We start from the raw sequence: 21,353 nt of genomic DNA, 5'->3' as shown, positions 1-21,353 counted from the left end.
TGTGTCAGAGCGGGCGGGGCGGCAACTTTTGCTCATCCCGCGAGCCAGCCGATATTTTCTCATGCATTCGGTAGCTTGTAAATAGGTGGCCGGATCGGCGAGATCCGCGTGCTCGCGAAGCAGCCCACGAGGAGGCGAGATCATGTCCGCACGATTCAGGCCCGAGGTGTATGCCGTCGATTTCGGTACCTCCAACTCGCTGCTCTCGGCGGCCAGCGCGGAGGCGACCTGCCCGCCCATCCCGCTCGACGCCGCGGCGGCCGATCCGACCGTCCTCCGGAGCCTCCTGTTCTTCGGGCAGGAGCGGTTCTCCTGCGGCGCGGCGGCGATCAGCGACTTCGTCGCGAACGGCATGCAGGGCCGCTTCATCCGCTCGATCAAGAAATACCTCCCCGATCGCAGCTTCTCCGGCACGCAGATCGGTCACCGGGTCGTGACCATCGAGGACCTGATCGGCCGCTTCCTCCGGGAGATGCGCGAGCAGGCGAACCGTCACTTCGACGCCGACGTCGCGCGCGTCGTGCTGGGCAGGCCGGCGAAGTTCTCGGCCGAACCGGCCGACGATCGGCTCGCCGAGGAGCGCCTCGAGCGGGCGGCGCGCATCGCGGGCTTCCGCGAGGTCTCGTTCTGCCCCGAGCCGGTCGCCGCCGCGCACGACTTCCACCTGGAGCTCGATCGCGGGGCCGTCGTCCTCGTCGCCGACTTCGGCGGCGGGACGTCCGATTACACGATCGTCCGGATGCGGCCGGAGGGGTTCTCGCCGTCCGACGTGCTGTCGCTCGGCGGCGTCTCGGTGGCGGGGGACGCGCTCGACGGCAGCCTCATGCGCCACAAGATCGCCCGCCACTTCGGCGCGGAGGTCACCTACCGCGTCCCGCTCGGCTCGAACCAGCTGACCATGCCGCGATCCATCGCCGAGAAGCTCTGCTCACCGGCCGACATGACGGTGCTCCAGCACCGCGACGTCCTCACCTTCCTCCGCGACGTGAAGGCGTGGTCGCTCGGGCCCGAGGATCGGCAGCGCATGGACAACCTGCTCTGCCTCGTGGAGGACTCGCTGGCCTTCCGGCTCTTCGAGGAGATCGAGCGCAGCAAGTGCGCGCTGTCCGGCGAGGCGGCCGCGGAGTTCCGCTTCGATTACCCGTCGATGCACATCCGCGAGCGCATCGCCCGGGAGGAGTTCGAGGCCGGGAGCGAGCGGCAGATCGACGCCATCCTCGGCGCGCTCGACCGGACGGTGGCGGACGCGGGCCTGTCGTTCGACGGCATCGACGTCGTGTGCTGCACGGGCGGGACCGCCAGGGTGCCGGCGCTCCGGCGCGGCATCGAGCGGCGCTTCGGCGAGGGCAAGGTGAGGCAGCTGCGGAGCTTCCACTCGGTCGTCCAGGGGCTGGCCGAGCGCGCGCGCAGCATCGCCGCCGCGTCCTGATGAGCGGGCGCCGGCCGTGCCGGTCGGCGCGGCAGCGTCCGCGGGCGGCGCGGCCTCGCCGGTCGGCGAGGCCTCGCCGTCGAGCCAGCGGGGATCGCCCTCGACGACCCACGGGTACGCCTCGTGGAGCGCGCGTTCCATCAGGCCGCCGTAGCTGTGGCCGGCGCCCACGGCGTGGACGACGCGCGCCATGACGCCGCCGCGCTCGAGCACCTCCCGCGTCTTGCGGGCCTGCGCCGCGCAGTCGGCCCGCCCGCACGCGAGCAGCACCCGCGCCCCGCCGCCGCCGCGAAAGCGCCGGGCGGCGCCGGGCGTCCACTCGTCGAAGCTGCCGTATCCACCCTCGATCAGCGCCGCCCGCGCGAAGCGGGCGGGATGCCCGGGCAGGAGCAGCGCGCCCATGATCGCCCCCTGCGAGTACCCCGCATAGATCGGGTCGCGGAGATCCACCCGATCGCCGAAGCGCGCCGACAGCGCCGAGACCGCCGCGGCGACCTCGCGGCTCAGCGCGTGATGGTCCGGGTAGTAGAAGATCTGCCCGGCGTCCGGCGTCCGGACGTCGATCGGCTTTCCGCGCGGGCAGAGCACGAAGCCGGCCCCTTTCACGATCCCGCGCCAGATGTCGCAGTGCCATTCGGGCCGATCGCCCGCGCCGTGCGCGACCACGAGCAGGGGCCGCGGCCCCTTGCCTCGCGGCGTCACGACCACCGCGGGGCCGAAGTCCGGGACCTCGAGCGCGATGAGCTCGGGCTCGTCCGCGGTCGGCGGAGGCTCCGGCGCAGGCTGGGGCGCGCTCTCCAACCCGCGCCCGTGCTCCTGCCGGGCGGCGGGCGGATCGCTGCGGCCGACACGGCCGAGAGGCGCGGCGAGCGGCGCTCGCGCGCACCCCTCGGCGCCGATCGCGAGCGCGATCCCGAGGAGGAGCGCCCGCCGGGGGCCCGGGGCGCTCAGCGCGTGTCGACGTTCCGCACGTGCCGCGCGCATCGCGCGAGGCGCGCGCGTCTCACGGTTCGCGCGTGTCGTACGGGCCGCACGTGATGCACTCATCGCGCATCGGAGGGTGAACACCCTCAGCACGGGAATCAAGAACCGGAGAACATGCCACTCCCGGAGACCCTCGAGCGCCCGGGAGATCGCGGCGGCTCTCCGCAGATCGATGCCGGGCTCGACCGTCCGCTCGCCAGCGCCATGCGAGCTCGACGGGGACGGCGTCGGGCGTGACGTCAGGCGGCGACGAGGACGATACGGCTCACCTCGGGCGGCGCGCCGACGCGGGCGGGCGGCCCGGCGGTGCCGAAGCCGCGGTTGATGTAGAGATGCGAACCGCCACGCTGGTAGAGCCCGGCGACGTAGCCGTGGGGGAGCACCAGATCGGCGGGCCGCACGAGGAGGTTGATCTGGCCTCCGTGGGTGTGGCCGCTGAGCTGCAGCGCCACCTCTCCGGCCGCGTCCGGGAAGAACACGGGGTTGTGGCAGAGCAGCACGCGCGGCAGATCGCGGGGCACGTCCGCGATCGCCCGGCCGAGGTCCGGACCGCCGCCGGGGACCCGCCCTCGCGCCCACACATCGTCGACGCCGAGCAGCGCGAAGGCGCCGCCGGGCCCGCCCACGACGCAACCGCGGTTGCTCAGCACCCGGGCGCCGCCGCGCTCCAGCGCGCCCAGCGCCGCGTCGATGCCGGCGAAGTGGTCGTGGTTGCCCGGGATCGCCGCGACGCCATGCCGGGCGAGCGGGCCGAGCCTCCGCGTGAGGCGCCCGAGGTGCTCGGCGTACCTCGGATCGAAATCCACGAGATCACCCGTCATCACGACGAGATCGCCGCGGGCCTCGCGCACGAGATCCTCGGCGGCGCGCATCTCCGGCTCGCCGACGAACAGCCCGAGGTGGATGTCGGACAGCTGCACGATGGTGAACCCGTCCAGGCTCCGCGGCAGGCCCGGTATCGGGATGGCGACCTCTTCGATTGTGTAGTCGTGTCGCCCGATCAGCGCGCCATACACAGCGCTTCCGCCGCCGATGAGGAAGGCGGAGCCAGCGGCCCCGGTCGCGAGGAAGTCGCGGCGGGCGAGCGTCGGCAGCTCGACCGGCGGCGGGAGCGGCAGGGCCGCGGGGCCGCCGTCCTCCTGCGCCCCTCGCTCCGCGGGGTGGGACGCCGTGTCGGCAGGGCGGGCGGTCCCGCCGTCCGCGAGGGCGGCCGCCGTCGCGCGCCCGAGCGCGGCGCGCCCGAGCCGCGCGATCAGCCGGCCGAGGTCCACGACGGCGAGCAGGACCGCGGAGATCAAGACGCCCAGCGAGAGCGTGCTTCCGCCGAGCCCCATGCCGCGGAGCACGCCGTCCGGCAGCGCGCCGCGCCCGAACCGCGCGGAGATCATGGCGATGATGCCGGCGGCCAACAGGCACGCCAGCGCGCGCCGGGCGCGCACACCCAGGCCGAGCAGCCTGGAGGCGCGCCGGTGCACGTACAGGCCCAGGACGCCGAGGACGAGGGCGAGGATCAGCGAGAAGACCGCGAAGCGCATGGGCAGCTCTGCACGAAGGGGGACGGAAGCCTAACCGATCGCCGGCGGTCGGCCAGAAAGCCCTCCGTGACGGCCCGATGACGGCAACGCGCCGCGACGGACGCCGCGACACGCGGATGTCGAGCGCGATCTAACGCGCTGTCACGTCATGAGCGTCCGGCTGGGAAGGCTGGGAAGAAGGCTCACTCGCACGCGCGGGCGAGCGGCGCACTTCGCCCCTCGACATCGGATGCTCCATGGCGCCCTGCGTCGCCTGCTCGCATGACGCCAGGCGCAGCGCTCCGAGCAGCCCTGGTGTGTGTCATCAGCGCGGAGGAGCGGAGTCTGTCGCCGCTGACAACCTTGGAAATAGAACTGAAACCCTTCTATCCGTCTGCCGTGTCACATCCGGACCCAGCCGCGCTCGCAACTGCGGAGTCGTGGTGGTTGCGCGTTGCGTTGAGCGGATCGCGCTCGCCCCCCGCCGGTGCGTTCTCCCCTTGCAGAACCGCTGCAGTTTCATCGCGGCCGCGCGCGGGTCGGGCAAGACGCACGCATGCGTGACGCGCGTCGAGAGGTGTCGATCGTTCTAGCGTCCATGGAAAAATACCTACATAGCGTACTACGACGCAGCCGCGTTGGCGTGGGATAGCCGTCGTTTGTCCTTGCCCGAGAGAGGCCATTGGTCTAAATTCGGCCCGCTATTTGACGCGTTGAATTGGCCTGGTTTCTTCATTGAAGTGATGAGAGGCTTAATATGCTGAGAAGGAAGACGCATCAGCTGGGGTTGGCAACGTCGGTTGCGGTCATCCTCGCGCTCACGGCGTGCGGGGACGGCGGGGGCGGTGACAACAGCGGGACGGGCGGGGGCAGCAGCGGCGCGGGCACCCCGACGGGCAGCGGCGTGGGCGCGGGCACCCCGACGAGCACCGGCAACGTCGACCCGACGACGACGAGCACCGGCAACGTCGACCCGACGACGACGAGCACCGGCAACGTCGACCCGACGACGACGAGCACCAGCACCGGCACCATCGATCCGACGACCAGCGCGGCTTCGGGCGGCGGCAACTGCACCACCCCGGTCGACATCGCGGCTCCGAACGGCAACCCCTTCGCGGGCGCGGAGCTGTTCGTGGACCCCGGTTACGTCAAGAAGGTCGACTCGTCGATCGCGATGGTCACGGATACGGCCCTGAAGGCGAAGATGGAGAAGGTCAAGCAGATCCAGACCGCGTTCTGGCTCGACCGGATCGAGGCGATCAAGGAGCTCCCGGCCTACCTCGACGCGGCGCTCAAGCGCCAGAACGAGACCTGTGAGCCGGTCACGGCGCTCATCGTCATCTACGACCTTCCGAACCGCGATTGCTTCGCCGAGGCGTCGAACGGCGAGCTCCAGCTCGCTCAGAACGGCACCCAGCGGTACAAAGAAGAGTACATCGCCCCGATCAAGCAGATCCTCGCCGCTCACTCGGGTCAGCGCATCGCCGCGGTCATCGAGCCCGACTCGCTCCCCAACATCGCGACGAACCTGGGCGGGAAGCGATGCGACGAGACGACGGCGCAGTCCTACCGTGACAACGTCGCGCACACGCTCAAGGAGCTCAACATGCCGCACGTGTACCAGTACATCGATGCGGCGCACTCGGGCTGGCTCGGCTGGCCTGACAACCAGAAGGCGGGCGCCAAGATCTTCGCCGAGGTCATCAAGGCCGCCGGCAGCCCGGCCAGCGTCCGCGGCTTCGCGACCAACGTCGCGAACTACACGCAGCTCAGCTACACTTCGGAGAGCTACGAACAGCAGAGCAATCCCTGCTTCGGCGAGTTCGACTACGTCGATGCCATGGCCTCGGCGCTCGCGGCCGAGGGCCTCGGCGACAAGCACTTCATCATCGATACGAGCCGCAACGGCGTCGGCAACATCCGGGCGGACTGGGGCTACTGGTGCAACAACAAGGGCGCGGGCATGGGCGAGCGGCCGAAGGCCAGCCCGGGCGGCGCGACGAACCTCGACGCCTTCGTGTGGGTCAAGCCGCCGGGTGACTCCGACGGCGTCGGCCAGGAGGGCCAGCCGCGCTACGACCTGTTCTGCGGCAAGGAGAACGCGGACACGCGCGCGCCGCAGGCGGGGCAGTGGTTCCACGACTACTTCGTGGAGTGCGTGAAGAACGCCAATCCGCCGCTCTGATCGGCGGGTCGGCCTGCTCCAGGCTGTGACGAGCGCGCTCGGCTGAGCGCGCGGCCGGCGGCCGGGGCAGGCGAGGAGCGTGAGAAAAAGGGGTCTACCTTCCCGCGGACGACGCGGCCCGCTGGAGGGTAGACCCCTTGGGAAAACGCTCCTCGCCTGTCCTGGCCGCCGCGCCGCTTTCAGGGACATCACCAGCGCAGAGGCCCGCGACCTCGGGCGTGCACGCACGCGCACGCACCCTGCGACCGAACCGCGCCGTGCCGAACCGCGCCGTGGCATGGTGAAGCGCGGTGCACGACTCCATCACGCTCGAACAGCTGCGCACGTTCATCGCGGTCGCCGACGAGGGCAGCTTCTCGGCCGCGGCCAGGAAGCTCCGGCGCGTCCAGTCGGCCGTGAGCCACGCGATGGCCAACCTGGAGAGCCAGCTCGGGATCGCCCTCTGGGACCGGTCGACGAGGATCCCGGCGCTCACGGAGCACGGCCGCGTCCTGCTCGGCGCCGCGCGGCGGGTGTGCGCCGACGCGGACGCGCTCAGCAGCGCGGCGCAGCGGCTCGCCGGCGGCCTCGACCCGCTCGTGTCGCTGTGCGTCGACGCGATCTTTCCGCTGTCCGCGCTCGTCGATCTCTGCGTCGAGTTCGCGCGCGTCTACCCCACCGTGGAGCTCGTCGTCCACACCGAGACCATGGGCGCCGTCGCCGATCGCGTCCTCGACGGGACATGCCAGCTCGGGGTCGTGGGGCCGGCGGCGACGGCCCAGGGGCTCGAGCGCCAGCACCTCACCTCGGTGCGCATGGTGCCTGTCGTCGGCAAGACACACCCGCTCGCCGCCGCAGATCCGCGCGGCGCGCGCGTCGCGATCGAGCAGCTGCGCGAGCACGTGCAGATCGTGCTGAGCGAGCGCGGCGGAGGGCGCTCGCCGGAGCAGGCCGTCCTGTCCCCCCGCACCTGGCGCGTCGTGGATCTGCAGACCAAGCGAGAGCTCCTGTGCGCGGGGCTCGGCTGGGGGAACCTGCCAGAGCACATGATCCGCGACGACCTCAACGCCGGGCGCCTGGTCCGGATCTGGCCGGCGGCGTGGGGGGACGACGAGCACGTCCTGCCGCTCGCCGTGGTCCACAGGCCGGGCCTCGTGCAGGGGCCCGCGGGGCAGTGGGTGCTGAAGCGCCTCGTCGATCTCTGCCGCCAGCACGTGGGGGGCCCGCAAGGTGGGGGCCCGGACGCGCCGCGGTGACCTGACGTCGGCGCGGGTGTCAGAGCGAGAGACGCGACAGCAGATCGTTCACGCGGAGGGCGGCCGCGACGCTCCCGGCGTCGTGCGCGAAGTCCATGGCCGCGAACAGGTGGGTCTGCTCGAGGTCGAGCCGCTCCGGAGAGCGCTCGAGGAGCGCCATGTAATGCTCGAAGAAGCGGCGCTGATCCATCTGCGTGCGCTTCAGCACGGCGTGGCGCACCGTCGCGTGCAGCGCGAAGCGGCCCGCGAACGGCTCCTGCACCAGCCGGAAGCGGCGCAGCGAGGCCAGCGCGTCGCCGGCGCGCCGCCCGGCCCGCGCGAGCTCGGCGAGGGAGCCCTCGTCGATGTGGTCGCCGTTGGAGTGCGCCAGCACCGCGAGCATCCGCCGCGCCGGCGGCGAGAGCCCGCGGAACGCCCACGCGACGAGCAGGCCGACCTCGGGGAGGTCGTCCTCGTGATCGATGACCCGCACGCGATCGACGCCGCCCGCCACGAGCCACCGGTGGAGCTCGGCGACGTCGGCCGCGCCGCTGCCGACGATCGCGTCGGCGAGCTCCAGGGAGACCGGGTTCCAGCGGAGCAGGCGGGTCAGCGAGGCGACCGCGGGGAAGGGGCTCCGCCCCGAGGTCACGAGCGGCGCGATGACCGGAAAGATGGAGACGCCGGCGACGAGGCAGCGCCGCGCCGTGATGACCCAGGTCACCGCCTCGTCGCGGAGGTCGTCGAGCAGCTCGGCGACGGCGCGGTCGTGCTCGTGGTTGTCGAGCACGATCAGCATCTCCCCGAGCGCCCGCAGGCGGCTCCGCAGCGCAGGCAGCGACGGCGACGGCCCTGCCCCGAAGCGGAGCGACAGCATGCCGCGCAGCGTGCGCGCGTCCCATGCGCCGACCCGGAACCAGTGGATCCCGCCGGGGAGCTCGCGCGCGAGCTTGTGCCCGAGCGCGCACGCGAGCGTCGACTTGCCGCTGCCGCCGGTGCCGACGAGCGCGACGCGGGTCGGGCGCGACGCGCGGACCGTCGCCAGGAGCGTCGCGAGCTCGCGGCGACGGCCGCGCAGCGAGGGGGGGCGGGGAGGGAACACGAGCGGCGATGCGGTCATCCCCGCGCGAGCGTACCAAAAAGCGCGCGAGGCGCCGGCGCCCGTCGCGGCGGTCGCGGCGGTTCACCCGGGCGGTCGCGGCGGCTCACCCCGGCGGTCGCGCATCGATCATGATCTGCTCTATCGCGCGGGAGATCGGCTCCGGCGACATCGAGGTGAGGCGGAGCCGAAGGGGCTCCTGCCCCTCCCGGATCAGGAACAGCGCCGGCACGCCCCGGACCTGGAGAGCCGCCGCCTCGGTCCGCGCGGCCTCGAGCTGCTGCAGGACCTCCGGGCTGTCGCGCTGCGCCATCGCCTGCTCTGCGTCCACGCCCGGCACCTCGGAGGCGACGCGCAACAGGAGCTCGTCCGTGATCACCGGGCGCTCGCGCGCCTGGAGCCGGAAGAAGCGGTCGACGAAATCAAAGAGCCGACCCTGCATCCCGACCGCGGCAGCCATGCGCGCGGCCTGCACGGAGCTCGGACCGAGGAACGCGAGATTCCGGAATACGAGCTTCACCTGCTTCGTCCTCACATGGCGTTCGAGGATCACGGGCAAGATCTCGAGCCCGTAATCGCGGCAATGCGAGCAACGCAGATCGGAGAACTCGACAAGCGTGATCGGCGCGCTCGGATCCCCGAGGACGATGCCGTCCTGGGGAATGCCGGAATAGAGGTCAATCCCGCCGGTGACCGCGCCGGTGGGCTCCTGCACCGGCGTCTCGCCGGCGTCGTGGCACGCCGAGATCCCGAGCAGGAGCGCGGCGAGCAGGGCGCCGCGCCGCGCCACGGAGCCAGAGCGCGAATTGCGTGAATGAGCGAGTGCGTATCGTTCGAACAGCTCAGGATTCATTCTTGAGCATGCGGCACGAACCGTACCTCGATGTGGTCGCGTGTGAGAGATGCTTTCACGAGGATCTCGGTAAACCGTGCTGGGTGAGGACCTCCAGGCGAGGAAGGACTCCTCTCCAGGGCGCCGCGCGGCGCGAGGAGCGACACCGGCAAGCGCCGAGATCGCCGCAAGGGGGCAGGACATGGAGGTCTTCTCTCGGCGTTCCTCCCGGCGCGGCGTTCGCGCGGCGGCGGCGCCCGGCCGCGGGCCGGCGCGGGCCGGCGCGGGCCGGCGCGGGCCGGCGCGGGCCGGCGCGGGCCGGCGCGACGCCGCGCCGGGGCGCTTGCCTGCACCCGGTCCCATCCGCAATGCTGTTGCGGAACCTGCGTGTCCTCGGAATGCCCTCAGCTCAGCGCCGCCCTCCTGGGCCGCGACCGTGAACGAGGCGGCGCCTTCGCCCAGCGCGGCGCCGCGAAGCGAACGGGCGCGTCTTTCGATGGATCCGCGCCGTCCGCCGACGGCGTGGCGCGGCAGCTCCGCGATCAGGCGCAGGGCGCGCTCGGCGAGGTCCTCCGCGGCCTTCAGGCGGCGGATCCGCAGGGCAGCGACGTCGCGTGCGCCGGCTCCGCCGAAGGGCGGCGGCGCCTCCGCGCCGGCCTCGTGTCCGCGTTGATGCGGCTCATCTTCCTCCTCTACGCCGAGGCGCGCGGCCTGCTCGCCGGCGTGGAAGGCGGCGGCGCGCCGCTCGCCCGGCTCTTCGAGGATCTCCAGGAAGAACGGCGACGGCAGGGAGACGACCTCGAGCGCCGCCACGGCGCGTGGGCGAGGATCGCGGCGCTCTTCTGCGCGCTCCGCGATCGCGGCCCCGGGGGCGCGCGCGGCGGCCTCTGCGATCCGGACGCCCACCCCTTCCTGGAGGGGAGACCGTGGCTCAGCGACGGCGCGCTCCACCGGGTGCTCTCGGCGCTCCTCGTGCACGACGGCGTGCCGTTGCGCTACGGCGAGCTCGAGGTCGAGCACCTCGGCACGCTTTACGAGGGCCTCCTGGCTTTTGACCTCGAGATCGCCGAGGGCGAGTCGATGGCGCTCCTGCCGTCGCACGTCGTCGTGGATCTGGAGGCGCTCCTCGCCCTCCCCGGCCGTGACCGGCTCGCGCGGCTCGAGGAGGTGGCGGACCTGAAGCTCGGCGCGCGGCCGGCAGCGCGCGTCGCTGCGGCCGGCAGCGTGGCCGAGCTGTCGCAGGCGCTCGCGCGCCGCGCGTCCCCGCGACAGCCGGACCGGATCGCGCGGGGCGCGCTCTACCTCCAGCCGGGGCAGCTCCGGCGGCGCGCGGGCTCGTACTACACGCCGCGGGAGATCACGTCGCATGTCGTCGAGCGCACGCTGTCGCCGCTGCTCGGCAGGGACGGCCGGCCGGCGGCGCCCGCGGATGTCCTCGCGCTCGCCGTGTGTGATCCCGCGATGGGATCCGGCGCGTTCCTGGTGGAGGCGTGCCGCCAGCTCGCCGCGCGCCTCGTCGAGGCATGGCAGAGCGCCGGTGCGGCGCCGCCCCTCGCCCCCGGCGAGCCGCTGCTCCCTCGCGCCATGGCGCTCGTGGCGGAGCGCTGTCTGCACGGCGTCGATCTCGACCCGCTCGCGGTCGACCTCGCCAGGCTATCGCTGTGGCTCGTCGTGCAGGACGCGCGCCTCCCGCTGAGCTTCCTCGACGGCAAGCTTCGCTGCGGCGATAGCCTCATCGGCGCCGAGCGCGCGGAGGTCGGCGGCTTCCCGTCCGCCGCGAGGCTGCCCCGCGGCCCCGGGGAGCGGCAAACGCGGCGGGCCCTGCTGCGGCAGGCTCCTGCGCCCCCGCGGCCCGAGGGCGCGCCGCCGGAGGGCGCGCCGCCGGAGGGCGCGCCGCCGGAGGGCGCGCCGCCGGAGGGCGCGCCGCAGGAGGGCGCGCCGCAGGAGGCCGCCGAAAGCGCGCCCCGCGACGGGCCCGGGGGCGCCGAGGGAGCGGATCAGGCGGCGCTCGACGCCTGGATGGCCCTGTGGTTCTGGCCGCCGGCGGGCGAGCTCGCGGCCCTGGCGCCGGCGCCGGCCACGTTCGCGCGCTACATGGCCGCCGCGCGCGAGCCGGCCGATCCGCGGGCGGCGCTGTCGCGGCGCATCGCCGAGGAGCGCCGGTTCCTGCACTGGGAGCTCGCGTTCCCCGGCGTCTTCGATCGCTCCGAGCCGGGCTTCGACGCCGTGATCGGCAATCCGCCCTGGGTCGCGTACGTCGGCCGCGCGGCGCAGCCGATCGCCCCCGAGGTCTTCCACCTCCACCTCCGGAGGAACCCGGCGTTCCACGGCTACCGCTCGCTGCACGGCCTGTTCGTGCACCGGGCCGCGTCGCTGCTGCGGCCGGGCGGGCGGCTCGGCCTCGTCATCCCGACGTCGGTGTCGGATCTCGATGGATACGGCCCGACGCGGCGCGCGCACGACGCGCTCTGCGCCGTGGACTCCGATCTTCCGAGCTTCGGCAGCGACGCCTTCGACGGCGTGTTCCAGCCGTGCATGGGCCTCCTCTCGACCCGCCTCGCCCCCGCCGCCCCGCGGACGGTGGCCGCCCCGTGGCCGCTCGCGCGTTCGGATCTCGACGTCGTGTCCCGCCGGCTCCTCGAGCGGCTCGGCGCGCTGCCCCCGCTGCCGGCGGCCCTGTTCGGCGAGCGCGGGTTTCAGACGACGGCCGAGGACGCCGAGCGCATCCGGCGCGCGGACGCCCCGGAGCCGCCGTACACCTGCCCCATCCGGGAAGGCACCGACGTCGGCGAGCTGATCGCGCGCGCGCCGCGCCACCATGTCGATCGCGCCGGCGTGAAGGGCCGCTTCCGGAAGGACGAGGACTGGAAGGCGGTGCGGCTGCTCATCCGCCAGACCGCCCGCTATCCGATCGCCGCGCTGAGCGACGGCCTCCCGTTCCGCAACTCGATCCTGGCCGGCTTCTCCGACGCCACCTGGAGCGAATTCGCGCTGCTCTGTTACCTCAACTCCTCTCCCGTCCGCTGGTGGCATTACACGCGTCACCGGGACGCGCGCGAGGGCATGCCGCAGGTGAAGATTGCGCACCTGCGTGCGATCCCTGCGCCCCCGCCGGCGGGAGCCGCCCTGATCGCGGCGCTCGACGCGCTCGGACGGGAGCTCGGCCCGGCGAACGCGGGCCTGCCGGCCGACGCCCGGCGCCACCTGGACGGGATGGTGGCGGACATGCTGGAGATGACCGAGGAGGAGCGGGGCTGTGTCGCGCGCTGGGCGGCTGCGACCCCCCTCCCGCGGCCGGACGGCTGAGCGGCGGCCGAGGAGCGCGGAGGAGCGCTCCCTCGTCAGTCTTTGTTGGTCCTCGTCGGTCGTCGTCAGTACCCGCCGTCGAAGCCGGGCGCGTCCTTCAGGTTGAACAGCACGCTGCGGAGATCGTCCAGATCGAACGGCTTCTCGAAGACGGCCGAGGCGCCCAGGCTGCGCGCGGTCGCGTGGAGGTGCGGGTGGCCGAACGCCGTGATCAGGATGACCGGCGGCCGCCGCCTCACCTCGGCGAGGCCCTCCAGGATCTCCATCCCCGAGAAGCAGGGCATCTGGATATCGCTGACGATCGCGTCGATCGGCTTCGGGGGCTCGTTCCCACCGAGGCAGGGCGCCACCTTGTCGAGCAGCTCGAGGCCGTTTCGCGCCTCGGACACCTCGAACCCGTCGCTGCGGAGCGCCATGGCGATCGTGGACCGGAAATCCTCGTCGTCTTCAGCCAGGACGATATGCTGACCTTTGCCGAACAAGCCGCAAGGCGGGACCAAGGGCTTATCGCCAATCCAGCTTTCCGTCAGGTTCATGGCAACTTCTCCTTCTTCTGGCCCGCCAACGCTGCGTCGTTGGACCGTCTACCGCGGTCCTCGGAGCTCAGCCCCGCAGGATTTGCAGCGCCCGTGCCATGCTGTCCTGTCTTGCGGTGGAGCGGTCTCGACGGGCTCGACCCCGCTCCTTGGCGGGGCGCTGTTCGAGGCGTAGGCGGCGCTGCAGGGGCCCCCCTCCGGGGCGGCAGGGGCAATTTGTCGCGCGAGGGGCAGAACACGCCCATGCGGGGGTGTAGGGGGTGTCCGCGGGCGTCGAGGGATGTTCCGTCCTGAGTACGAGGTGGCCCCCCTGCTAGGGGTGAGGAGGGCGACGGGGGAGGCGGGGAGGGGAGGGGGGAGGCGAGGAGGGGCTGCGCCAGCTACCGCGGCTCTCCAGGCTGGTCGCCTGGAGCGGGCGCTGGCCCGGGGGCGCTCGCGTCTACGTCTCAGCGGCCGCAGCCGCGGTGATGGTCGCGATCGTTGCGGTTGTCCTCGCAGTCAAGGTCGTCGCGGTGGGGGGCGCAGAGATAGCCGTTGTTGTACTTGTCGAGCATCTCGGACAGCGGCTTGCCGGTCACCCACGGCGCGTTCCTGCCGCAGTTGTCCTTCACGTTGCTGCCGAGCGGGTACTTCTTGAGCCAGGCGTCGGCCTTGGCGATGGTGTCCTCGATGCAGCTCGACCGGTTGCCGATACCGACGTTGAGCTTGGCGACGATGAGGTGCTTCGCGATGATGTACGTGACGTCGCCCCGCGTCGGACGGCTGATGATGTCGAGGAGCTGGGACTTCGTATAGGTCTTGCCGCCGATGGTCAGCTTCGTGATCTTCCAGGCGCTCGGGTGGTTCTTCCAGTAGCCGGGGGAGCCGGTGCCGGGGGAGGAGCACTTGCAGACGCCGCAGTCGGCCGCGCAGCTCGAGCAGTTCTCGACGCCCGCCTTGCAGACCCCGTCGCCGCAGACCGGCGGGCAGGCGCCGCAGTCGGCCGCGCAGCTCGAGCAGGTCTCACCGGCCTCGCAGACGCCGCTGCCGCAGACCGGCGGGCAGACGCCGACGTCGCTCGGGCACTCGAGGCAGTTCTCGCCGGCCTCGATGACGCCGTTGCCGCAGACCGCGGGGCAAGCGCCGCAGTCGCCGGTGCAGTTCGAGCAGTCCTCGCCGTTCTCGCAGACGTTGTTGCCGCAGACCGCGGGGCAGGCGCCGCAGTCGTCCGAGCAGGTGCCGCAGTCCTCGCCGGCCTCGCAGGTGCCGTTGCCGCAGACGGGCGGGCAGGCGCCGCAGTCGTCCGCGCAGGTGCTGCAGCTCTCGCTGGCGTCGCAGGTGCCGTCGCCGCAGACGGGCGGGCAGACGTCGCAGTCGGCGCTGCAGCTCCCGCAGTCCTCGCCGGCCTCGCAGGTGCCGTTGCCGCAGACCGGCGGGCAGGTGCCGCAGTCGACGGCGCAGCTGGAACAGCTCTCGTCACCGCCGCAGACGCCGTTGCCGCAGGAGAGCTGGTAACCGAAGTCCGCGTCGAGCAGGTCCTGTGCCCAGCCGAGCGAGACCACGCCCACGTTGTCGAGCCCGCCGTCGGGGTCGGCCGTCGGCTCCTGTCCGGCGAGCGGACCGCTCGCCATGAAGTTGTCGGGCGTGACGACCACCGAGTAGGTGCCCGCCGGGAGCGTGTCGAAGAGGTAGAAGCCGGGCTGGCCGGTGTAGGGGCTCGTGCCGGTGATCGTGAAGTCGACGAGCTGGGCCCCCTGGAACAGCTCGACACGGACGCCGTTGACGCCGAGCTCGCCGGTCTCCGGCTCGTAGAGCCCGTCGGCGTCGCTGTCGAGCCACACCGTGTCGCCGATCGACGAGTACGTCACGTAGCCGAAGTCGGCGTTGGCCACGTTCTCACCCGCGTCGAGGGACACGCCGAGCGGCTCGTCGTCGCTGGTCAGGATGTGGCCGAGCGGGAGCGTCGCGTCGTCGACGTCGACGACGTAACAGCCCGCCTCGAGCTCGGTGAAGCGGTAGACGCCGTTCGCGCCGGTCACGGTACTCTGGAGCGCGGCGCCGTCGGCGACACCGTCGCAGTTCGCGTCGCCGAAGAGGTCGACGACGACGTCAGAGATGCCGAGCTCGGAGGCGTCCTCGAGGCCGTCCGCGTTGGCGTCGAACCACACCTTGTCGCCGATCGAGCCCTTCGGCGCCGTGTAACAGACCTCGAGGAGAGGCCGGTAAGATACATCGGTGTGGGCGCTGCCCTTGTACGACGTCTTCCCGCTGGCGCCCTCCTCGAGGAGGATCCCGTGGCTCGGCGCCGTCCCGTCCACCCAGTCCTGGACGATCCCGGTGAGATCGACCGAGCTCCACCCGGTGACGTTGGGCACGAACGAGGTGAACGCGGCGGGGTCCATGCCGCCGAAGTTGTTCCACGTGACGAGCTCCTCGCTCCAGGGGGCGAGCACCTGGTGGACGTACACGGTCTGCGCGGTGCTCGTGTACGTCTGGGCGTAGAACGTGGCCGACGTGACGAGAGAGCCGGCGGGGATGGGGCTCAGATCGAAGCGGAACAGGGCGCGCTTCTCTCCGACCGAGCTGGAGTACCCGGTGTTGACCTCGAACGGGGTCGGGACGTGGTAGCTCGGGGCGAGGCTCCAGATCTCGGCGTTGTAGACATCCCCCAGGACACCCCGCTTGATCACGGTGCACGTGGGGGACGGAGCGGTCGTGTTGGCGAGGCTGGTGGCGGTGATGAACAGCGTGGCGAGCGCGACAGAAGATGCGATTGCAAACTGCTTCATTGGTAGCTCCTCGAGGTCCTCACGGGTGAACCATTGCTGGAGCGTCATCCGGAGTGCAGGCACCATGACTCACGGGTCAGGCGAGGTCGGTTTCGCGGGCTCCGGTCGGAATGAGCCCCCACGGGCTGATCAGGATCGGATCAAGTACGCGGGTGCTTGTGCTTCGATCGGAGAGCGGATGCGCAAGGTAACAGTGTGTAAGTTAGCAACTCAGGGATGGAGATGTCCAGATCTTTTTGGCGGCAGGCGCGAGAAAAGCATTGAGTTGCACGGTGACAATTTTGGGTCGTGCGGTGACGCTTTTGGGCTGCTCGCGTCGGCTTGCGTCGGCTTGCGTCGGCTTGCGTCGGCTTGCGTCGGCTTACGGTTCGCGGAGACGAGCGCAGTCTGGCGCATCGAGTTCGATGGCCAGATCACTCGCCAGCTCGACGGTCGGTGCGCGTGCGCAGCTCGCGGTCCGCTGAGGGCGCGCTGGGCGCTCGGCGGCGTGCGGCGACGCTCAGCAGCCCTCTCCGACCCTTCGCCGGGGTCGAGGGACGAGCAGGATCGGATCAGGTACGCGGGAGTGCCTGACGAGATTTGATGCAGAATGCGCACGGGACCATTTTTCAATGGAACGAACATTTACTTTGCCTGTCTAGATCCTTTTTCGCGGCGTGAGCATTTTGTACGGCTCTTGCTCTCGGGCGCTGGTGAGGGCGGGCCCGGGCGGTTGCGTGTCACGCGTTCACGCGTTGCTCGCCTGCTCGTCGCTCACGGCTCACGCCCGCCGGGGACCTGCGCCTCGGGCCCGCGGGGGCCCCGCCGCCCTGGACGCGGTGGTTGGTCAGTCGTGAGGCGCGTGAGGCGCGTGAGGCGCGTGAGGCGCGTGAGGCGCGTGAGGCGCGTGAGGCGCGTGAGGCGCGTGAGGCGCATGAGGCGCGCGACGCGGTGGCGGAACGAGCGGGCCGCGTCGCCGCTCGCTGCGGTCTGGCACCTCGCGCACCTCGCGCCGCACGGCACCGCGCGGGCGGCGCTCCGAGCCTGCCGGCTGCCGCCCGCGCGCGGGCGCTGCTACGGTTCGCCTGTGCGACGCCAGCTGCTCGCCTCGTCGGCCCCGCTCCACGCGCTTCGCCTTGCGCCGCTCGCGTCGCTCGCGTCCATTGCCCTCGCCGTCGCCATCCCCCGCGCGGGCGCCGCGCAGGACCCGCCGACGCTGAGCGGGTCCTGGACCGCGAGCGCCCTCACGGAACAGTGGTCGGTCTCCGCCTGGGGGCAGGCGTGCGGGCCCAGGCCTCGCCCGCAGGGCGCCCCGGGCGGCGCCGTGCAGATCCAGCAGCACGGCTCGGAGCTCTCGATCTCGGGCGCCGGACGGTCGTGGAGCACCGCCGAATGCTGGGAGCAGATGCCCGGGCTCGCGCGGAGCAAGCACTCGGCGTCTGGCAACGCGCGCTCCTGGCAGACCCGCTGCACGACGCCGGCCAGCGATCCCCGCCGCGCCGTGGTCACCACCACGACCCAGGCGACCGACGCCAGCATCAACATGGTGGAGACGGGGCAGTACCAGTTCATCATCCAGGACACGACCTGCAGCGCGTCCGTCACGAGGACGCGGTCCTACACGCTCGTCCGGCGCGAGGGCGAAGCGCCCCCCGCGGCGAGCGCCCCGCCGCCGGTGGCGAGCGCTCCGCCGCCGGTCGTGAGCGCTCCGTCCGCGGCGCCCGCCGCAGCCGAGAAGAAGCCCGCGGCCTCGCGCTCCTGCGACGCCCCCGGCGAGCCGGCGCGCCTCGAGGTCACGCCGTCGCGCAAGCTCATGCGGCCGGGCGAACGCTTTCAGTTCCGCGCGCTGGTCATGGATGCGGAGGGGTGCGCGCTCCCGACGAGGCCCACGTGGTCGATCGCGCCCGGGCCGCTCGCGTCCGCCGCGACGGTCGACGCGACAGGCGCCCTCTCGCTCGGCGCCGGGGCGGGCGAGGGGGCGCTCGGCCTCGTCGCGTCCGTCGCCGGCAAGGGGGTGACCGTCGCGATCGAGGTGACGAGCCCCGATCGTTACGACGCGCTCCTCGCGGCGAGCGGGCTCAACGAGGCCGGCGAGAGCGAGCAGGCGGCCGTCGTGGTGATCGCGGCCGGCACCATCGGCGGGCGCACGACCTCGGGCGAGGACCTGGGACGCCAGCGCAAGAACCTGTTCGTGGCCATCGTGGGCGGGGTCGCGGCCTGCCTCGGATTTGCAGGGTTGATCCTGCTCCGCCGAGGCCGCCGGCGGACAGGAGACGAAGTGGAAGGCCCGGCCTCCACGGCCGGCGCCGCTGGCGAGCGCGACAGCGCCGGCGCCGAGGGCGCGCCGGCGCCCTCGGAGGCCTCGCTCGCGGGCGCCGCAGGGTCAGCCGCGGCGCCGGTCCGGCCGACGCTGCGGGCTCGTGGAAAGATCTGCCCAACCTGCGGCGACCGCTATCCGAGCGAGGCGATGTTCTGCGGGAAGGACGGCACCCAGCTGCTGCTGCTCAATTGATCGCGCCACACTGCGCGCGCTGCGCGAGGACGTGGACGCGCGCTGCGTCATCACGCGGCGCTGCGCCGGCGGCGATCATAAAAGAAGTCGCCGCCTTGATCGGCCTCGCGCCGTCCCGCTATTCTGCGTCGACCGACCGGGCCGCGTGATCGTGCGCGTGTGTGGTCGTTGAACCCATGCCCGCATGCCGGAACGGGAAGGGCGCCAGTCGCATGAAGATTACGTGTGAGTCGTGCCAGGCCAAGTACACGATTGCCGACGAGAAAGTCGCCGGCAAGACGGTCAAGATCAAATGCAAGAAGTGCAACCACTCGATGGTGGTCCACGGCGCGAATGAGGCTGCCCCGGCCGCACCGCAGGACGCGACCGTGGACCAGCAGGGCGACCTGTCGGATGACGCCGAGGCGAAGCTCGACGTGGGCGGCGCGCCCGCGGCGGCGGCGCCCGACACGTGGACCGTCAACGTCGCCGAGGGCGACGAGCGGACCATGACGACCGCCGAGCTCGTGGCCGAGTACGCGCGCGGAGGCCTGAGCAACGACACGTACGTGTGGAAGGACGGGATGGGCGACTGGCTGCCGATCGCCAGCGTCCCGGAGCTCAAGGAGCGATTCTCCTCGCAGGAAGACGCGGCGCCCGCGCCTGCGGCAGCCGTCGCCGCGGCGGCGCCCGCTGCCGCGGCGCCCGCGATCGCGACGCCCATGCCCGCTGCTGCTGCGCCCGCTGCCGCGGCCGTCCCTGCTGCAGCTGCACCGGCGGCCGCGGCGGCGCCTCCGCCGGCCGCCGCTCCGGCGCCTGCGGCTGCAGCTGCGCCCGTCCCCACGGCTCCGGCGCCTGCTGGGCTCAGGTTCGGGCCCGAGGGGACCGTTGTCATGAAGGACTCGCGGCGCGCCCTGAACCAAGCGGGGGCCGCGACCCCGGCGCCCGCAGCCGTCGCATCGGCGAAGGCCCCGGAAGCCGCGGCGCCGGCGGCGAGTCCAGCGGCTGCGGCGCCGGCGAGTCCAGCGGCCGCGGCGCCGGCCCCAGGCGGCGCACCGGCGCCAGCGGCCGCGCGTCGCGCGGCCCGGGGGGCCGCGGTCGACGTCTTCAGCGCCGCGGAGCGCGCCGAGGACCCCGCGGCGTCCGCCCCGTCCGCCCCGCCGCCAGGCCTCGATCGCCAGGTGGGCGAGCGCAACGAGAACTCGGTCCTCTTCTCGCTCTCGGCGCTCACCGCGACCGAGAACGCGGCGGCGGCCAAGCAGAAGGAAGAAGACGAGCTCCCGTCGGGCCGGCGTCCCTCGAACCGCCCCTCGAAGAACAACGGTCGAGCCGGCTATGACGACCTGCTGAACCTCGGCGGCGGCCCCATCGCCTCCGCGCCGATGCTCGCGCCGCCGCCGTTGCTGGCGCCGGTGACGGACTCGCGGCCGCCTCCCTCGATGTCGCTTCCGTCCAAGGCGTCGGTGCCGCCCGCGTCGCTCTCGTCGCTCTCTCCGCTCACGGCGCCGGAGGCCTCGACCAAGAAGGGCCGCACCGGTCTGATCGCGGCCGCGATCGCCGCGGTCGTGCTGATTGGCGGCGTCGCCTTCTTCTTCATGCAGTCGCCGACGCCGGAGGCGTCGACGGCCACGCCGGAGCAGGCGAACACCGCCCCCGCCGAGGTGCCGAGCCCTGCGCAGACGGCGGCGCCGGCGCCGACGCCTGCCGAGACCGCTGCGGCCGAAACGCCGTCTACGGCGGAGACGGCGGCGCCGTCCGCGGAGCCCACCGCCAGCGCCGAGGCCCCGAGCGCCGCGACGCCTGCCGCGGCGACGCCCGCCGCGGCGACGCCCGCCGCGGCGGAGAAGCCGGCGTCCGCGCCCGCTGCCGCGGCGGAGAAGCCGGCGGCATCGAAGCCGGAGCCGGCGGCGTCCGGAGGCGCCGAGTTCAACCGTGGCGCCGCGAGCTCGGCGCTCGGCGCGGCCGCTGGTTCCGCCAAGAGCTGCAAGAAGGCCGGCGGACCGACCGGGACCGGCAGGGTCAAGGTCACCTTCGCGCCGAGCGGCAGCGTCACGTCGGCCGAAGTCCAGGGGGCGCCCTTCGCCGGGACCAGCGTCGGCGGCTGCGTCGCCAGGCTGTTCCGCAGCGCGCGGGTGCCTGCCTTCGGCGGGGGCTCGGTCACCGTCAGCAAGTCCTTCACCATCAACTGATCGCGGCACGGGCGCGGGCGCGCCCGTGAGAGGCCCTCGCGGGCCGCAGGGCCTCCTTCGGGCGCGGGCGGAGCTCCCGTTGCGCGCGCGAGGGTCCCTGTCGGCGGCGGGAAGGCTCCGTCCCGCGCCCGGAGCTCTCGCCGTGGAGCTGGCGCGAATTTCGCCGTGGAGCTCGCCCTCCTCAGCGGGCCAGCCCGCGACGAGCTTCTTCGTGGCGGGTGGCTACCGAGGCAAGCGCGGCCGGGCGATGTGGCTTGGCGTTGACGGCAAAGCGCGGGTGTTCGCGGCGGGCCTGACCGACGCGCCACCGCTCGAGATGACCGTTGCGGGCGCCGACGGCGCGGCGTGGGCCGCGGGCGCCGGTGCGGTGATGCGCTTCGATCGGAGCGGCGCCGCGATCGAGGCGTCGGAGGGCAGCAACCGCCCGATGGCGATAGGGCTCGACGAGGCCGGCGCCTTCCGGAAGGCGCCGGCCGAGCCTCGCTGGAAAGGGGTAGTCGCGCGCCGCCAGGCGAAAGCGGCGCGCGATGTCGCGCTCGCGCGGATCGAGCCGCTCGCCGTCTGAGGCGAACCGGTCCGAGGCGGCCAGTACCAGGCTGGGTCCGCAGCGTTCGCGCGTGCGAAAGACGATTGTGAGACGAGATGGCTTGTATTGTCGTAATTGGGCGACACCGCTCGATGTCATCTCATGAATCGTATCCAGAAATAGATTTCTTTTTCATGGCCAATCTGTCTGCGACTTGCTAGCGAATCGGCCTCGGAGACGGCGCGCCGCCGAGCCCGTGTCCGGCGCTGCCGGACCGACGTTTGTTCCTACGCGCCGC

At 72.5% G+C, this 21,353-nt stretch carries 13 protein-coding genes; 7 read left to right on the top strand and 6 right to left on the bottom strand.

Annotated elements, in window-relative coordinates; all coding sequences use genetic code 11:
• The first annotated feature begins 142 nt into the window (after positions 1–142).
• Complete coding sequence (locus tag WMF11_RS45000; RefSeq protein WP_437975120.1) at positions 143–1,429, top strand: Hsp70 family protein; 1,287 nt, start codon at positions 143–145, stop codon at positions 1,427–1,429.
• A gap of 123 nt (positions 1,430–1,552) precedes the next feature.
• Positions 1,553–2,467 (top strand): hypothetical protein, encoded by a 915-nt coding sequence (locus WMF11_RS44995; protein ID WP_437975119.1) that lies wholly within the window; start codon positions 1,553–1,555, stop codon positions 2,465–2,467.
• 185 nt (positions 2,468–2,652) lie between these two features.
• Here the strand turns inward: WMF11_RS44995 and WMF11_RS44990 are convergent, their stop codons facing one another.
• On the bottom strand, positions 2,653–3,948 hold the full coding sequence (locus tag WMF11_RS44990) for a metallophosphoesterase (protein WP_437975118.1): 1,296 nt from the start codon (positions 3,946–3,948) through the stop codon (positions 2,653–2,655).
• Positions 3,949–4,714: 766 nt separating this feature from the next.
• Between WMF11_RS44990 and WMF11_RS44985 the strand changes: the two genes are divergently transcribed.
• Together WMF11_RS44985 and WMF11_RS44980 are read left to right on the top strand one after the other, a co-directional pair.
• A complete protein-coding gene (locus WMF11_RS44985; RefSeq protein ID WP_437975117.1) occupies positions 4,715–6,115 on the top strand; it encodes a glycoside hydrolase family 6 protein in 1,401 nt (466 codons plus the stop codon).
• A gap of 290 nt (positions 6,116–6,405) precedes the next feature.
• Positions 6,406–7,350, top strand: a complete 945-nt coding sequence (locus WMF11_RS44980; RefSeq protein WP_437975116.1) for a LysR family transcriptional regulator — start codon at positions 6,406–6,408, stop codon at positions 7,348–7,350.
• A 19-nt stretch (positions 7,351–7,369) separates the two neighbouring features.
• Here the strand turns inward: WMF11_RS44980 and WMF11_RS44975 are convergent, their stop codons facing one another.
• Together WMF11_RS44975 and WMF11_RS44970 are read right to left on the bottom strand one after the other, a co-directional pair.
• A complete protein-coding gene (locus WMF11_RS44975; RefSeq protein ID WP_437295898.1) occupies positions 7,370–8,449 on the bottom strand; it encodes a hypothetical protein in 1,080 nt (359 codons plus the stop codon).
• An 85-nt stretch (positions 8,450–8,534) separates the two neighbouring features.
• Entirely contained in the window at positions 8,535–9,218 is a 684-nt protein-coding gene (locus WMF11_RS44970) for a thioredoxin domain-containing protein (RefSeq protein ID WP_437975115.1), read from the bottom strand.
• A 429-nt stretch (positions 9,219–9,647) separates the two neighbouring features.
• On the opposite strand from WMF11_RS44970, the gene WMF11_RS44965 reads away from it, so the two are divergent.
• On the top strand, positions 9,648–12,566 hold the full coding sequence (locus tag WMF11_RS44965; protein WP_437975114.1) for an Eco57I restriction-modification methylase domain-containing protein: 2,919 nt from the start codon (positions 9,648–9,650) through the stop codon (positions 12,564–12,566).
• A gap of 65 nt (positions 12,567–12,631) precedes the next feature.
• Here WMF11_RS44965 and WMF11_RS44960 read toward each other — a convergent pair whose 3' ends face one another.
• On the bottom strand, positions 12,632–13,102 hold the full coding sequence (locus WMF11_RS44960; RefSeq protein ID WP_437295895.1) for a response regulator: 471 nt from the start codon (positions 13,100–13,102) through the stop codon (positions 12,632–12,634).
• Positions 13,103–13,548: 446 nt separating this feature from the next.
• Positions 13,549–15,870 carry an SdrD B-like domain-containing protein gene (locus WMF11_RS44955; protein ID WP_437975113.1) on the bottom strand — a complete coding sequence of 774 codons (2,322 nt, stop codon included), beginning with the start codon at positions 15,868–15,870 and terminating at the stop codon, positions 13,549–13,551.
• Between the two features lie 913 nt (positions 15,871–16,783).
• Between WMF11_RS44955 and WMF11_RS44950 the strand changes: the two genes are divergently transcribed.
• Together WMF11_RS44950 and WMF11_RS44945 are read left to right on the top strand one after the other, a co-directional pair.
• A complete protein-coding gene (locus WMF11_RS44950) occupies positions 16,784–18,361 on the top strand; it encodes a hypothetical protein (RefSeq protein WP_437975112.1) in 1,578 nt (525 codons plus the stop codon).
• Between the two features lie 212 nt (positions 18,362–18,573).
• Complete coding sequence (locus WMF11_RS44945) at positions 18,574–20,529, top strand: zinc-ribbon domain-containing protein (protein WP_437975111.1); 1,956 nt, start codon at positions 18,574–18,576, stop codon at positions 20,527–20,529.
• A 181-nt stretch (positions 20,530–20,710) separates the two neighbouring features.
• Here WMF11_RS44945 and WMF11_RS44940 read toward each other — a convergent pair whose 3' ends face one another.
• On the bottom strand, positions 20,711–21,214 hold the full coding sequence (locus tag WMF11_RS44940; protein WP_437975110.1) for a hypothetical protein: 504 nt from the start codon (positions 21,212–21,214) through the stop codon (positions 20,711–20,713).
• Between the last annotated feature and the right edge of the window lie 139 nt (positions 21,215–21,353).

This window comes from Sorangium sp. So ce295, assembly GCF_051527405.1.
GTDB lineage: Bacteria > Myxococcota_A > Polyangia > Polyangiales > Polyangiaceae > Sorangium > Sorangium cellulosum_B.
Note: the sequence above shows the minus strand (reverse complement) of the source record. Positions and strands in the feature narration are given on the sequence as shown.

Bases quoted from the DNA above. Each gene is read 5' to 3' on its own strand.
- WMF11_RS45000 (WP_437975120.1), top strand. From the start codon at position 143: ATGTCCGCACGATTCAGGCCCGAGGTGTATGCCGTCGATTTCGGTACC.
- WMF11_RS44990 (WP_437975118.1), bottom strand. From the start codon at position 3,948: ATGCGCTTCGCGGTCTTCTCGCTGATCCTCGCCCTCGTCCTCGGCGTC.
- WMF11_RS44975 (WP_437295898.1), bottom strand. From the start codon at position 8,449: ATGACCGCATCGCCGCTCGTGTTCCCTCCCCGCCCCCCCTCGCTGCGC.
- WMF11_RS44960 (WP_437295895.1), bottom strand. From the start codon at position 13,102: ATGAACCTGACGGAAAGCTGGATTGGCGATAAGCCCTTGGTCCCGCCT.
- WMF11_RS44955 (WP_437975113.1), bottom strand. From the start codon at position 15,870: ATGAAGCAGTTTGCAATCGCATCTTCTGTCGCGCTCGCCACGCTGTTC.
- WMF11_RS44950 (WP_437975112.1), top strand. From the start codon at position 16,784: ATGAGGCGCGCGACGCGGTGGCGGAACGAGCGGGCCGCGTCGCCGCTC.
- WMF11_RS44945 (WP_437975111.1), top strand. From the start codon at position 18,574: ATGAAGATTACGTGTGAGTCGTGCCAGGCCAAGTACACGATTGCCGAC.
- WMF11_RS44940 (WP_437975110.1), bottom strand. From the start codon at position 21,214: ATGACATCGAGCGGTGTCGCCCAATTACGACAATACAAGCCATCTCGT.